Source organism: uncultured Gemella sp., from assembly GCF_963519265.1.
Lineage (GTDB): Bacteria > Bacillota > Bacilli > Staphylococcales > Gemellaceae > Gemella.
In genome coordinates, this window is sequence record NZ_CAUQNQ010000002.1 from 35,986 (window position 1) to 51,031 (window position 15,046).

The 15,046-nt window shown below is 29.8% G+C and carries 17 protein-coding genes; 7 read left to right on the forward strand and 10 right to left on the reverse strand.

Annotated elements, in window-relative coordinates:
• Nucleotides 1–195 precede the first annotated feature (195 nt).
• On the reverse strand, nt 196–1,575 hold the full coding sequence (locus tag RWN11_RS00570) for a hypothetical protein (RefSeq protein WP_314159853.1): 1,380 nt from the start codon (nt 1,573–1,575) through the stop codon (nt 196–198).
• Between the two features lie 288 nt (nt 1,576–1,863).
• A complete protein-coding gene (locus RWN11_RS00575) occupies nt 1,864–3,069 on the reverse strand; it encodes a hypothetical protein (protein WP_314159854.1) in 1,206 nt (401 codons plus the stop codon).
• 205 nt (nt 3,070–3,274) lie between these two features.
• Here RWN11_RS00575 and RWN11_RS00580 point away from each other — a divergent pair, with 205 nt between their 5' ends.
• The 7 genes from RWN11_RS00580 to RWN11_RS00610 all read left to right on the forward strand — a co-directional run bounded on the left by RWN11_RS00580 (nt 3,275) and on the right by RWN11_RS00610 (nt 7,786).
• The gene (locus RWN11_RS00580) at nt 3,275–3,928 is read left to right on the forward strand and encodes a hypothetical protein (RefSeq protein ID WP_314159855.1); all 654 of its coding nucleotides are present in this window, start codon (nt 3,275–3,277) and stop codon (nt 3,926–3,928) included.
• On the forward strand, nt 3,909–4,634 hold the full coding sequence (locus RWN11_RS00585; protein WP_314159856.1) for an FtsK/SpoIIIE domain-containing protein: 726 nt from the start codon (nt 3,909–3,911) through the stop codon (nt 4,632–4,634). Before RWN11_RS00580 ends, RWN11_RS00585 begins: the two co-directional genes overlap by 20 nt.
• Nucleotides 4,635–4,699: 65 nt before the next feature.
• A complete protein-coding gene (locus RWN11_RS00590) occupies nt 4,700–5,038 on the forward strand; it encodes a hypothetical protein (protein WP_314159857.1) in 339 nt (112 codons plus the stop codon).
• A gap of 99 nt (nt 5,039–5,137) precedes the next feature.
• Nucleotides 5,138–5,995, forward strand: coding sequence for a replicative protein (locus tag RWN11_RS00595; protein ID WP_314159858.1), 858 nt, complete (start codon nt 5,138–5,140; stop codon nt 5,993–5,995).
• Nucleotides 5,992–6,180 (forward strand): hypothetical protein, encoded by a 189-nt coding sequence (locus RWN11_RS00600; RefSeq protein ID WP_314159859.1) that lies wholly within the window; start codon nt 5,992–5,994, stop codon nt 6,178–6,180. Before RWN11_RS00595 ends, RWN11_RS00600 begins: the two co-directional genes overlap by 4 nt.
• A 163-nt stretch (nt 6,181–6,343) precedes the next feature.
• The gene (locus RWN11_RS00605) at nt 6,344–6,547 is read left to right on the forward strand and encodes a DUF3173 family protein (RefSeq protein WP_314159860.1); all 204 of its coding nucleotides are present in this window, start codon (nt 6,344–6,346) and stop codon (nt 6,545–6,547) included.
• Between the two features lie 3 nt (nt 6,548–6,550).
• On the forward strand, nt 6,551–7,786 hold the full coding sequence (locus tag RWN11_RS00610; protein WP_314159861.1) for a tyrosine-type recombinase/integrase: 1,236 nt from the start codon (nt 6,551–6,553) through the stop codon (nt 7,784–7,786).
• Between the two features lies 1 nt (nt 7,787).
• On the opposite strand, the gene RWN11_RS00615 is transcribed toward RWN11_RS00610, so the two are convergent.
• The 8 genes from RWN11_RS00615 to RWN11_RS00650 form a co-directional block, all read right to left on the reverse strand.
• On the reverse strand, nt 7,788–8,066 hold the full coding sequence (locus tag RWN11_RS00615) for a hypothetical protein (protein ID WP_314159862.1): 279 nt from the start codon (nt 8,064–8,066) through the stop codon (nt 7,788–7,790).
• 105 nt (nt 8,067–8,171) lie between these two features.
• Nucleotides 8,172–9,503 carry a hypothetical protein gene (locus RWN11_RS00620; RefSeq protein WP_314159863.1) on the reverse strand — a complete coding sequence of 444 codons (1,332 nt, stop codon included), beginning with the start codon at nt 9,501–9,503 and terminating at the stop codon, nt 8,172–8,174.
• Nucleotides 9,504–9,569: 66 nt separating this feature from the next.
• Nucleotides 9,570–10,262 (reverse strand): phospholipase D family protein, encoded by a 693-nt coding sequence (locus RWN11_RS00625; protein WP_314159864.1) that lies wholly within the window; start codon nt 10,260–10,262, stop codon nt 9,570–9,572.
• 45 nt (nt 10,263–10,307) lie between these two features.
• Nucleotides 10,308–10,490, reverse strand: coding sequence for a hypothetical protein (locus RWN11_RS00630; protein ID WP_314159865.1), 183 nt, complete (start codon nt 10,488–10,490; stop codon nt 10,308–10,310).
• A gap of 49 nt (nt 10,491–10,539) precedes the next feature.
• Nucleotides 10,540–11,244 (reverse strand): hypothetical protein, encoded by a 705-nt coding sequence (locus RWN11_RS00635; protein ID WP_314159866.1) that lies wholly within the window; start codon nt 11,242–11,244, stop codon nt 10,540–10,542.
• Nucleotides 11,245–11,343: 99 nt separating this feature from the next.
• On the reverse strand, nt 11,344–12,264 hold the full coding sequence (locus RWN11_RS00640) for an ABC transporter permease (protein ID WP_314159867.1): 921 nt from the start codon (nt 12,262–12,264) through the stop codon (nt 11,344–11,346).
• Nucleotides 12,265–13,329 carry an ABC transporter permease gene (locus RWN11_RS00645; protein ID WP_294683653.1) on the reverse strand — a complete coding sequence of 355 codons (1,065 nt, stop codon included), beginning with the start codon at nt 13,327–13,329 and terminating at the stop codon, nt 12,265–12,267.
• Nucleotides 13,330–13,341: 12 nt separating this feature from the next.
• Entirely contained in the window at nt 13,342–14,853 is a 1,512-nt protein-coding gene (locus RWN11_RS00650) for an ABC transporter ATP-binding protein (protein ID WP_314159868.1), read from the reverse strand.
• Nucleotides 14,854–15,046: the final 193 nt, after the last annotated feature.

The following is a 15,046-nucleotide window of genomic DNA, read 5'->3' on the forward strand; positions in this document are numbered from 1 at the left end:
GATAGTTATAAATGTTAGATTAAAAGTATACTAAATTTTAAGATAAAAATGCGCTAATAGGTTCTATTAGTGCATATAAAAAGAAAGAACTATATTTGCGTAAACCTAAAATAAACAAAAAGGTAACTTACATAAGTAAAAAGGTTTATAGACTTATTATCTATAAACCTTTCTAATATTATATTTTATTAGTAATTAACGAGCTTTTTGACCGTCATTATATACCGCGTCAATATCGTATAAAAAGATGTTATATCCTTTAGTACCATCTGGTTTTGTTACTGAGTAACCTGAATATCCGTGTGGAGTGTTTTTCTCAGCATAGTCAAATGACATTGTACCATCCATGATTTTATCATCTATAGTATCTAAACCACGTCTAAAAACTGGGTCTAATACATCATCATTATCAAATACCCCAAGGTCACCATCTACTTTATAATCCCCTGTGATTTTACCAAATGTGAATCCCCACTCTTTAAGTTGCGCACGAGACCACTTAACATTAGCTGGCATACCAGCCTCAAGACCTGTATCTGCTGGAGTTACCACCGGAGCAACTGGTTGCGTAGGTTCTGCTGGAGTTACCGCTGGTGTAACTGGTTTAGCAGGTTCTACTGGTTTAGCAGGCTCTACTGGTTTTGTAGGCTCTGTTGGAGTTACTACAGGTTTAGTAGGTTCTGCTGGAGTTACTACTGGAGCAATTGGTTTAGCTGGTTTTTCTGGAGTTACTACAGGCTCATCTGGAGTATCAGGAATAACCGGTTGAAGTGGTTTAGCAGGTTCTACTGGTTTTGTAGGTTCTGCTGGAGTTACCACAGGAACTACTGGTTTAGTAGGTTCTGTTGGAGTTACTACTGGAGCAACTGGTCTACCAGGTTTCTCTGGAGTTACTACAGGTTCATCTGGAGTATCAGGAATAACCGTCTGAATTGGTTTAGCAGGTTCTACTGGTTTTGTAGGTTCTGCTGGTGTTACTACTGGGTTAGTTGGTTCTGTTGGATTTGATGGAGTAGTTACCACAGGAGCAACTGGTTTAGTAGGTTCAGTTGGCACTGTTGGTGTTACCACTGGTTTAGTAGGTGTAGTCGGCACTGTTGGTGTTACCACTGGCTTAGTTGGTGTTACTGTTGGTGCAGTATCTCCATTATCATATTCAAAGCTTACGCTACCTTTAATTTTATGTCCTCTTACCTCTTTATTAAAATCTACTCTATCACTTACAGCAGTAGTTTTAGGTAAAGATTTAAGTTTATTTGAATCTTCTTCAAAATTAACTTGAATTTCTCTTACTTCTCCTGCTTTTAAATCCCCAAAAGAAACAACCTTACTACCTGCAGTATCTACTGAATAAGTTGTTTTAACATTTTGAACATTTGAAGACGCGCTAACACGAATTACTGCACCAGCTTCATTTTCTAATACTTCTGCATTTACTCGATTTGTTGAAAGTGCATTTTCTTCTTGCTTGTCTTCTTTAGCATTAACTACATTTTGTATATTACCTGTAAATGATGTTACAGATAAACTTGCAACAGTTATTGCTGATAAAACTCTTTTTGTATTTTTGTTCATTAAATATACCTCCATAAAGTATCTCTTCTATAATTAAATTATGAGTTTCTTCATTTAATTATAAAAAAATAATTACCTTTTATACTCTTCTAGCGACTATTATATCAAAAAAAAAAAAAAGCAAGTGTTTTTTATAGGAAAATAATTATCTCATCAAGAATTTAAAACTTGTTAAATCTTGTTATCGATTAAATTAGTAACTTACTTGATTATATTTTTTATATAATAAAAAAAGAGCAACTCAAAAAGTATCTTTTTAAATTGCTCTCTCTTCTTTACTAATATATCCTATTCATCACTCTCATTAAAATCATTCTCTGATTCATTATCTAAATCATGCCCTTGAATTAGCAAATCACTTCTAACTTGTTGTTCAAGATACTTTTCCTCCAGTTCCAATTTTATCTTTTCCGCATATTCTTTTATTTTCTCGAATCCTGGCGCAATACCCCTCTCTTCCCAAAACTCCACTATCTTTTGTAAATTGCTATTAATATCTGCTAGTATTTTTAAATTATCAAGATCAGTATTATAAGAGTCTCCAAATTTTATACATTCTTCATAGAGTGCATTAATTTTATTGAATTTTTTAACTAATTTATCACGAGGAGTTTCATGTAACCTAGTCATCATAGTTATATCCCAATAATGCCATTCACTAATAAGTAACACTATTATTCCTTTATGAAATATATCTTTATATTCTTCATTTTTTAAAAACACCTTGGGAATTTTTTTAATTTCATTACGGTTATTTTTTTTGAAAATATATTCAAGTTTAGCCTCTTTCTTATTTTTTACTTTTCTTGTTGAGCCATATTTTTCACATATCATAAAATAAACAACCCTTAAAAAATTTTTTTCAACTCTATCTGTTATTTCTTTTAAAATAAATTTTGCCCATTCTTTATTATCGCCATAAAAACAATCTATAAATTTTAAATTTAAGATATATTTTGATGTATCTTTTTGATATCTTTTTTCTGCCGAATAAGGCTTACGATAAATTTTTATAGTCTCCTGATCGTCATAAACTAAAATAAATTTGCCCCTAATTATACATTTGTTTTTTTTTACATCTCTTATAACACTTGGAGATATTCTTAACATAGAAATATCACACTCTTTTTTATCTTCAGATAGTAATAATTGATTTTCCTCATCATAATAGTATTTATTATAATCAATTGTAAATGTCAGAAATTGTTTACCATTTATAATTTTATATTCACCCACTCTATTAAAATACATCGCCCATTCAAATGTAACAGGAACAATTATATTTACATCATCTGATACCTTTTCATGATATTCTTTTAAAATTTCAAGTACTTTATAATAATCTGTTATTCTTTCATAAATAAAATCTTCTTTGTAGTTTGTATTTGAATTGTGGGCTTTCATATATAAAATTATCGCGCTGTCTACTTCCTCTCTAGTAATTTTAAGTTCTTTTTTGGAAATTATTCCTATGATATAATCATACAAATTCATGATTATCCCCCCTTTTATGGATTTTTTTGAAGAGCATAAAAGGTAATTTTAAGTATATTACATTTTAACTCCATTTACAATAATACTATAAAACATTACTTGCTTTTTCGACATTCAGTTTTTTTCTAATATCGAACTTTTGTATAACCATTAATGTTATAATTTGCGTATAAGCGAAGGATACAATAAAGGAGGTGATTTTATAATGGAAGAATTTTTTAAAAAAATGTGCTCATTCGCTGTAAAAATATCTAAACATATATTTAAATTTTTTTCATATATATTTGAAAAAATCTATATTATATTAAAGGAGCTAGAAGAAGAGGAACAAAAAGAACAAAATATTCCTATACAAAATGTTGAATATTTTGATACATTATTTAAATTTTTACTAGATAATAGTAATAATCATTCCGGTATTGACTTCTACGCTCGTCTTGAAAATGTTTATTTAAATATTATAGAAGCTGATAATAAAGAAAGAAAATTAATAGGTGAACCAGCTTATGTTCCCCATCCTAATTTCGCATTAGAATTACAATATGTTAATATAGATGCAATTAGAAACATAATAAATAATAATTTCCTTCAACTTATATATGATAATACTAGTTTATATAAAATATCAATTCAATATAAATTGGATGAAAAAGAAAATAATAATATTCAAGATACTGAATATATTAAAAATATTTTCAATAATTATTGTCATAACATGATGATATTTCCAAAATTACCTATTTTTTGTACAGAAGTTGCTAAGGAAAATAGATACTTGGTATTTACTTTTATACACTACGGCAAACATAAAGAAACAAAAACTAAGGAGATAGATTTTCATGATGAAGACTTCTATTAATATTCTAAATGCTATTGATGATAATAAGAAAATAAGTATTACTTTGACTTCATGTCCACACTACTTAATAACTGGTGGGACTGGTTCTGGTAAAACAACTTTTTCTCTATATCTGATAGCGAAGATTTGTTTATTATATAAAGAATCTACTGTATATATTTTAGATTTTAAAGGAGATAAACATTTTCAAAGATTTAATAATTGTAAAAATTATTTCAGTTATACAAATTGTATGATAGGACTAAAAGAAATTTATGAAATTTTTAATAATAGGTTAATAAATACAGAAGACTTTTCGCCTTTAATTATTTTTATTGATGAACTTGCATCTATGATTTCATATTTTTCAAGTTCTAACTCTGAAAAGAATAAAATACAAAAAATTATTGCTGAAATACTTATGATGGGACGAAGTAAAAAAGTTCATATAATTACTTCAACTCAAAGACCAGATAGCAGTTTATTTGCTAATGGTGCTAGAGATAATTATACTTTTAAACTAGGTTTAGGTAATTTATCTTCTGAAGGAAAAAAAATGATTTTCCCTTCTTCTGATATATTATTTAAAAAATGTAATTTAGGGTATGGGTATGTAAGTTTACATTCTAATGAGCCTATCTTTGTTGGTGTCCCTGCTTTTTCAAATTATAAAAAAATATATGCAGTAATTAAACTACATTTAGGAGGTGATAAAAATAAAAATTAATATTAGTCCAATTAAATTGATGACTATAAAAGCTATTTAAATTTAGAAGAAAGGAGGAGTGGAGGATGAAAAAATTAAGATTATTCGCACCATTTGATGCGAAGCTGTTTTTTTCTAATATTGAACTACAATTTACTAAAGTAGAGCCTATTAGAGAAAATGATAAAACAGTTGGTTTTAGATATAACTTATTAATTTGTGATGACCAACACAACTACGGAGAAGAAAGTAGTTTAAATATCGGGGAAGTTATTAAAGTTAAAATTGAGGATGTTAATAGCAATACCAATTTTACATTTGGTCAAAAAGTAGAATTAATTAATCCTAGAGCCTCTATATATGGAGAATATCAAAACCAGCTATCTGTAAAAGCTGATAATGTAGTATTAAAAAAATCAAAATAACATGTATATTGCTTTTCGAGGAGCTCTGCTCCTCGAAAGGAATATACATTTAACTTGATATATACTACACATTAGAACATTAAAAAGGAGGATTGCCGTATGGCTAGAAACTTATCTGATAATATTAAGAAGAATATTTTTCCTAAAAGAATTGTGAAATACTACAGTTATGGAGACACAATTGAAATTTCCAATGTAATTAGAAATCAATCTATACTTGTTCTTCCAAATAAAAAGTATGCTGTAATTTCTACAGGAGAAATAAAGGAGATGATAAATAAAGGAGACACGAGAGATATTAATATCTCTTCCTTAAAACGGACTATGAGAACACTTAGAAGATTAATAGCACATAATTTTAAAGGGGGTATAAAAGAATTGTGGGTAACTTTAACTTATAAAGAAACTATCACTGATCCAAATACAATATATAATGATTTTAAAATTTTTATAAAGAAAATTAGAAAACATTATGGGCATGTAGAATATATTTCAGTGATAGAACCACATGCAAAATATGGTAAATTTCATCTTCATGTTCTTTTAAAAAGTCCTAAAAAATTATATATAGAAAATTCTCATTTAGCAGAACTTTGGGGCAAAGGTTTTACAAAAACTAAAAGGCTTACTAACAAAGACTCAATTGCGAATTATGTTGTTAGTTATCTAACTAATTTAGATACAAGTGAATTGAATGAGACAGATAATTCTGAATCTGGTAAAAAGTCAATTATTAAAGGTAATAGATTGTATTTATATCCTAAAGGGTTAAGAATATACAGAAAATCTAAAGGAATAATTAATCCTGATGAAGGCATTGATATTAAAGAAAATTTAATAGAAAAATATAATTTATATCCTACTCCAGAATACATTGCAAATTATTCAATTAAAGATAATAATGAGGAGGAAATTTTAATAATAAAAGAATTTTTCAAAAGAAGGAGAACAAAGTGAGGAACAATAATAAACAGGATTTAATTTTTAAGAAAGCTATAGAGATTCTTATATCAAAGAGACATGATGTTAGTAATTATATTCTTGATTATGAAAGATATGGTGTAGAAATTATTAATCCATCAGAACTATTAAAATATGCAATTTCAGTAGAAGATAACAATTTAGAATGTTATAAAAAATAAGTCACCATAGTTTAGAATAGTGACTCATTAATATAAATAGTAGAAATATTTCCGTCTCTTCTACTCTTTATATTGTAACATAATATAAAGTAAAGGTGGTAATAACAAATGAATAAATTAAAAAAGTATCCTCTACTATTAAATAGATTTTAAGGAGGATTTTATGAATAATAAAACTATAGATTACAAATATTTAACTAATGAATTACAATTTCCAGAAGCTACTGCTAAAGCTATTATTAGACAAGCTAAGATAAAAATGGTAAAATCAGGATATGCTATATATAACAATAAAAGATTAGGTACTGTTCCTATCTTTGCTGTTGAAGAGATTCTTGGTTTTAAGTTACTAGAGAAAGAGAGGTAACTTATGGCAAAGACAAATTTTCAAGACGTATATATTGATAATAATGGAAAAATTTACTATGAAGTTAGTTTAGGTACTGATAATATAACTGGTAAAAGAATAAAAAAGAAATCTAGAAAAAGTGCTGATGGAAAGCCATTTTCTTCTGTTAAGGAAGCTTATATAGAGGCTATTCGTGTTAAAAATGACTATCTTCAATCTAATGGTTATTCCAACTATGATATGACCTATGAACAGTTTATGAATACTACTTATCTCCCCTACTATGAATCTGAGGTAAGTCAACAGACATATTCTACTAGAACTCCAGCTTTAAATATGCTAATTAAAAGATTTGGTAAAAAGAAATTAGAGGATATTTCATTAAGAGATGTTCAAAACTTCAGAACGTGGCTTCTATCTAATAAAGGTGGTAACTTCTCACAAGCATATGCTTCTATGACTTTTGGTACTTTCAGAAGAACATTGAGTTTTGCTGTTGATATGCAGTTCTTAAAAAGTAATATATCTCTCAAAGTTAAAGCTATACCAAAAGGAAAGTCCATAGTTCAGTACTGGACAAAAGAAGACTTCCAAAAAGTTCTTAGTAACATTTATATAGAAGATTTTTACGAACATTTATGTTTCACACTTCTATATCTATACTATACAACTGGTTTACGAGTTAATGAAGGTACTGCCCTTTGGTGGGATGATATAGACTTTAACAAAAGAGAGCTTCGTGTTCATCATATGCTAATAGCTAAAAGTAAAAATGAATGGTATCGTCAAAATCATACGAAAACAGATGCAGGTCTTAGAACAATATCACTAGATGAAGATACAATAAAAGTACTAAAAGATTGGAAGCAAAAACAAGCTAAATTTGGAAAAATGAAATTTATATTAAGTTATGATGGTAACCCTATGATTAAATCTACAATTTCCAGAATAATAAAAAGGTATGCAAAACTAGCTGATGTTCCTATAATTCAAGCTAAAGGCTTAAGGCATTCACATGCATCATACCTAATTAATGAATTAAATGCTTCTGTTCTTATAGTATCAAAAAGATTAGGTCACTCTAGTCCTGAAATAACATTGAAACACTATGCTCATTTATGGACTGGACTAGATAAAGAGATAACTAATAATATGGTTGGCTTAATTAAATTTAATCATCCAAAAGAAACGAGTGTAGACTTTTATGGAAATCAATCATTAAAAATGTCTCCAAAATCGTCTCCAATAGCAAATTAAATCAATACAAATACTTATTATAATTGACTTCCCAAGGACTTTTAGTATAATCGAATGGGAATAATGCGGTATACATTTGATTTATTAGGAGTTTAACGACGACATAATTCTTAGGTACAGCGTATACACCAAGAACTTTAATCTTAACGAATAAAGTGAAGAAAAGATTATTAGTTCTAACTGCTATTACAAATATAATTTGAATGGAGCATCCTAATTTAACTGCGTTTTTAGTTGTTATAAATGTTGCAAATCTATTTAATTCAATTAGGTTCCCCACTTGAAATCCCTTCAATAAAAAGATAATAGTCTTCCAAAATTCAGATGAATTTGAAGAACTATTATCTTTTTTATGATAGGTAATATATAAATAAAACTCTATAAATTACTTATTCTTTCCAAATAATCTTTGGAAAAATCCAACTTTCTCCTCTGTATCTTCAGATTTTTCTTCTTCAACAATATTTTCTTGCTTATCATCTGATTTTAATGGCACATTTATCCATTCATGGAAAGAGTCTTGGAAAATTTCAACAAATAAATCAGCATTTGTCTTACTCGAACTCAGAACCTTATTCTCTAATGCTTCCGAATAAACTTTTGATGGTTTAGTATTATCCACTCCATACCTAGAACTTTGGAAATTATGATCAAGTTCGCTCATCTTAATCATGTAAATATTTCTCTCCTCTTGCTCCCCTTTAACTTCTTTAAACAATTCTGGAGAACCTATATACAGTTTTCGCCACATCAACATATTATTTTTCGTAGCATCATCTACACGTGAAAGTGGGAAAAAGTCAGGCAATTCAATTCCCGCGATTTCAAAATATTCTTTAAATATTTCACGAGTATAGTATAAGAAATCTAATTTATTTCCACTATAATGTTTCCAATTCAAATCATCTTGCATAAGTTTTTTAGAAAATCTCAAAACAAAATCTCTAAACAATCCTGAATTAATCTTCTCGTAAACTTCTATATATCTATCTGTCGTTTCTGCTCGTCTTTGCGAATCAAATTTACGATCATTTAATAAATAATATATTCTTCTACTAAGAGCCTCTGATTTAGAACCAATTGCTTCTGCATTAGTCGTACAAATAAATGCAGGAGTTAAATGTATTTGATTTTCCGCTTGGTTAGAAATATCTTTAATCAAATCTTCACCTTTTCCATTAAAAAAATCACTTGGCAACTCATCAACAAGTAAAGGTGCGACATTATCCTCATTAAGCATCCAATAACGGATTTGTTGGCGCGTTGCAGAATCTTTTCTCGTATCATTGTCAACCAACTCATTGTACGTTGGTATTTTATTATCCGTTGTCAGCCCTAACATCTTATTTAATATATTAAGTAAATTAGATTTACCAGAGCCCCCTGTTCCACCGACAATAGCAAATAAAGGTATATCCAGAGCTTCATTTCCTAATGTGAATTTCTCTCTAATCTCACCTATAAATGTTGATGTAAACGTATATAATATTGTCTCCATAACACGTTTCCCATATTCAGGAGTATAATTAGGAACAAAATCTTCGTAATTCTTTAATAATTTACAAATAATCTCAATATTTTCCTTTATTTCTACATCAGTTAGCCTCTTTCCTATTGGATAATAAGAAAAATGTTCTTCTAAAGCTTTCGTCTCTGGATTTATCGTACTTTCTATTTTTATCCCCTGTGATAACCCGCTATTGTTCTCTGTTCTCAATGCAGGTTTATTTATAATAAGCTCCCTTGGGGCAGTTTCCGATTTTACTTTTTTAGCTTGAATTTGCTATTGTTGGTACTTTTTAATATTCGTTCGCATCTTAGCTTTATCTAAAAGTTTCGTATCACTATTAGCAGTATTACCTGTCTTTCTATTAACCACACTATTAGTAATTCTCAGGGCAAATCCCAGTTCATTAGCCCTTTGTTGAAATTCCTCTACACGGATTTGTTCGAATTCTTTTTCCTCTTTCAAATCTTCTATTAGCTCTTGTTTTATCTCACCAATCGTAACTTTTTTCTGAACTTCATCATAAAAATCACTAATAGCATTAACTTTCAACTCAGAAGTTTCCTCTGGTATGAAATTAATATTTAAATCAGGATTCTTGTCTTTTTTCTTAGTTATTTTATCTAAAACAGACTTCGTGAATAAATTTTGAGTAGCAGGAACTATTGTATTTTCATAATATTCATTATATATTTCAAAAATAGCATCATTATCTCTAATTTCTACTATTTCCAATTGATTAGTACTGTTTGAAAATGCTTGTGTAGATAAATTTGCAGAACCTATAATAACCCTTGTTTCTTTTGTCTGAGTATTTTCTAATAGATATACCTTACTGTGAATGGTTTTATCTATTGGTATTCTTATATTAAACTTGTTTTTAGTAATTTTTTCTTGAAGCCCAGAATTTAATTCTTCTATGAGTCTCATAGGCGTGCCATCATTTAATATTTTTGTACTATTTATCAATTGATGAATAGCTTGCTTCCTTGGATCTAATGCTCTTTCTTGAACTTAACTATCTTGAATACCTACTGTTATTGTTGTCTCTTCAAAGTTTTCCAAGTACTTATTGTAAAAGTTCGAATCAATTGAAAAAGTTACAGCTTTTAACACATTGTATTTACTAGAATCAAATATTTCACTTATCTCTAAGCTTTTCTTCTCACTATTTAATACAGTTAATAACGTCGTCATCCCTTTACCATATTCCTTTTTAATATTCTATCACTCTATATTTTCTTTTCTACGCAGTCTTCACTTCAGCAACATAGTATTTAGATTTACTGTGCCCACCTGTATAATTTTTGTTATTTAATTTCAATGTTATTGTTGAAATTTTTGTTTTTGTCATAGCATCTAGTACATCAATTTTAATGCTATCTCCTTCTGTTTTCCAGTTTTCTTTTTTATCTAATTCTTGTGGATAATTATGCCCTCTTACTACAGACACAAATACAAGTGCACTGTCTTCTTTGTAGTAGTGTATCTCACTATCTTTAGGGAATGTAGTCGCTCCTGAAGATTTTCCAGTAAACTCGCTGAAAGCAGGACTTTGTAATAGCTCTAACGCTTCTTCTTTAGAATATGTTTTATCTGAAAATTCATTAACTACATCTACAAAATCCTGTACTGAAACTTCTGCTAATGGCACTCCTTCTGGAGAATTGAATTTTGTAGATCTATCTTGAGTAATCCACGCCAATAGGTTTGTTTGTTCATTTAATCTTGATAAATCATTTCCTGAAATAGCAACTAAGTGAGCTAATTTTTCTGCAGCAGCTAAATCATGTTTAACTTCTGTTTTTTCTTTTGAAGCTGTTTCTTTATTCTCTGTTTTTTCTTTTTGCTCTGTATTTTTCTTATCCGAAGTTTTTGAACTATCTTTTCCTGCACAACCAGTTATAACTAGTGCTCCTGCTGCAAGTAACATTAATAACTTTTTATTCATATATCTATCTCCTTTTATTTGCTTACCTATATTATATCATAATTTGATGACAAAAAAGTAGTCTTTGAAACTTATAGATTTCAAAGACTACTATATTTATTATCTTAAACCTTTATCATATGGAATACCAAGTGCTTCTGGAGTAGCAGTTTTCTTAGAAAATACGATAAGTGCAATTATTGTAGCTACGAATGGGAACATGTTCCAGAATGATACCGGAATTGGTAGATCTGGTGCTAAGATAGAAACTTTCTCAGCGAATACTTTAGTTCCTCCGAAGAATAACGAAGCTAATGTAATTGTAATCGGGTTATACTTACCAAAGATTAAAGCTGCTAATGCTAAGTATCCGAATCCGTATACTGTAATCGCCGCGTTAAATCCTTGAGAGAATGTAGTAGCAATAATAGCTCCAGCTAAACCTGCTAAACATCCTGAAATAAATACCCCAATGTAACGATATTTAAATACGTTTAATCCAAGTGAATCACTCGCTTGTGGGTTTTCACCTACAGAACGTAAACGTAATCCGAACGGACGTTTATAAATTACATAATATGTTACAATTACTAAGATTACAGCTATAAATACTGTTGGATAAATAGTAAATTTACCAAATACTGTATATCTTGGGAAACCACTTGCTAATAATAATTCATATGTACCATTGAAGTGGTTAACTAAGAATAATGCTATAGCTGGTGTAATTAAGTTAATCGCCGTACCTGAGATAACTTGATCAGCTTTTAAATTAATACTGATATATGCGTGGATTAATGACATTAACCCACCTGCAAGTGTTGCAACAACTAAACAAATTACTAATTGGAATAATGTTGGAGATCCTTCAAACACTGATAATGCTAATAGTGATGCGATGAATGATCCAAAGATTACGAAACCATCAAGGGCAATGTTAACAACCCCACTTTTTTCTGAATAGAAACCACCGATGGCAGCTATAAGAATTGGTGCAGTATATTGTAACATTGAGTCTAATAGTGATAATACTGTATCCATCTATTTATCTCCTTTCTGTTTCTTACTACTAAATAATTTATCAAGCAACTTGTTATCAAAGATAGCTTTAGCTGCAACGAATAATACGATTAATCCGATTAAAATATTCGCGATATCTTTTGGAATACCGATGAATGATAATTGTGGAGTTAATACTCCTAGGAATCCGAATAATAATGCTCCTAATAATGATCCTAAAGCAGTATTAGCACCGATTAAAGCAACCGCGATTCCCATATATCCAAACCCTTGGAATGTTGAACCTGCAACTACTTGCCCTACAGGTCCCATGTTGTAAAGAGCACCACCTAGACCAGCGAAAGCTCCTGAAATAGCCATAGATAACACAGTGTTTCTGTTAACTTTCATACCTACGAATTTTGATGCATTCGGGTTAAAACCTACAGAACGTAATTCATATCCGAACACTGTTTTTTCCATAACAATATAGAAAATGATAACACTAAAGATAGCTAAGAATAAATCTGTTCCTAAACGATAGTTGTTGAAAATACCTTCAACTAAACTATTCTGTAAATATCCAGTTCCATCGGCTGAAACAATTGGTTTAGAAATAATATCATTAGTTCCTTTAATATATTTAGGCACTGCAAATTGTACGAAATATAAAGCTGTGTAGTTTAACATAATTGTTACAACTACTTCACTGATATTGAATCTAGCTTTTAAGTAACCTGCAATAGCTGCCCAAAGACCACCTACTACAATCCCAACTAAAATACTAGTAATTAACACTAAATAGAAGTTCATACCTTCCATTTTAATCGCAACAAGTCCAGCGAAAAGTCCTCCCATAATGAATTGACCTTCTGCACCGATGTTGAATAAACCTGTTCTAAATGCAAATGCAACAGATAATCCAGTACAAATTAATGGAATTGTTGATACAAAAATTTCAGCTATACTGTTTGAATCTGAGAAAATATCTCCAATTACTCCAAACACATCTCCTGGTGCTGCCCCTATCGCTGAAATAAGAATCGCCCCAATAATAAATGAAGCTAATATCGGTAGCACCGCATTAGTTAAAACTTTTTTTAACATACGTTCTCCTCTCTACTTCTTAACCCCTGCCATAAGCAGACCAAGTTGTTCTTTTGTTACATTTTCATCATTATCCACGACATCAATGATGTTACCATTGTGAATAACTGCAATTCTGTCAGATAATGTTAAGATTTCATCTAAGTCAAATGAAATTAATAATACACCGTTACCTTTATCACGATAGTCGATTAACATTTTATGAATACCATTAATAGCCCCAACGTCAAGTCCACGAGTAGGTTGTGTTGTAACTAATAATTTCGGATTTAATTCTAAAGCACGTCCGATAATAAGTTTTTGTTGGTTACCACCACTCATACTACGTGCAGAAATTTTCTCATCCCCTGCTTTACGAACATCATATTTTTCACAAATTTCTTTCGCAAATTTTGAGATAATATTTTTCTTCAAGAATCCACGGTTAGAGAATTTTTCTGTGTAATAGTTTTCTAAAACTGAGTTTTCTTCAACACTGAAGTCTAGTACAAGACCATCTTTATGTCTATCTTCTGCAATAATCTCAAGTCCAAGCTCTTTACGTTTTGCAGTAGATAATGAATTGATTTCTTTTCCGTCGAAAATAATTTTCCCTTTTGTTTCTTTAAGTAAAGCATTTAGTACTTCTACAAATTGTTGTTGACCATTTCCGTCAACCCCTGCGATACCTAAAATTTCACGTTCACGGACATTTAAGTTGAAATCGTGAAGGATATCTTTTTTCTCGGTAGTATCTGCATATACCTCTGAAACTTCAAGAATATTTTTCTTACCTTCTCTTGAACGCTCATATTTAATTATTTCTAAGTCTTTACCAATCATTAAACTAGCTAATTGTTCTTTAGTTGTTTCTGCTATTTCTACAGTTCCAAAATACTCACCACGGCGAATAATACTACAACGATTAGCAACAGCCATAATTTCGTTAAGTTTGTGAGTAATTAGTAAAATAGTTTTCCCTTCTGTTTGAAGATTTTTAAGGATAGCTAAGAATTCTTTAATCTCTGCAGGAGTTAACACTGCAGTAGGTTCATCAAAAATTAAGATATTTGCATCTCTATATAACATTTTAAGGATTTCTACCCTTTGTTGCATCCCTACACTAATATCCCCAACTAATGCTCTAGGATCAACTTCTAAACCATATTTTCTAGATAGTTCTGTAATCTTTTCAGCTGCGCTATCTAAATCGATTTTTCCACCTTTTACTTCTTCCATACCTAAAATAATATTTTCAGCAACAGTGAAGTTTTTAATAAGTTTAAAGTGCTGGTGCACCATCCCTATCCCTAGTTGATTAGCATGCTTAGGATCTTTAATATCAACTTCCGTACCATTCAATTTAATAACACCGGCTTCTTGATGGTACATACCAAAAAGAACCGACATCAACGTAGATTTTCCAGCACCATTTTCACCAAGTAAGGCATGAATTTCATTGTTCTTTACTTGAATAGTGATATCTTTATTTGCGTAGAAGTCGCCAAACTTTTTAGTTATGTTTAGCATTTCTATAGCGTACATATCTTTACCTCTCTTTTATATATTCTTACATACTATATATTATAATATATTTCGACAAACTAGTATAGCTTTTTAAGGTATTTTTTTATTTATATTTAATATTAATTTACTGCATAGTAAATTAATTAAAATCTATACTGTATTCGTTTTAATATTTTATAATAAAATACGGTTTTTCTAACTTAAATTATCC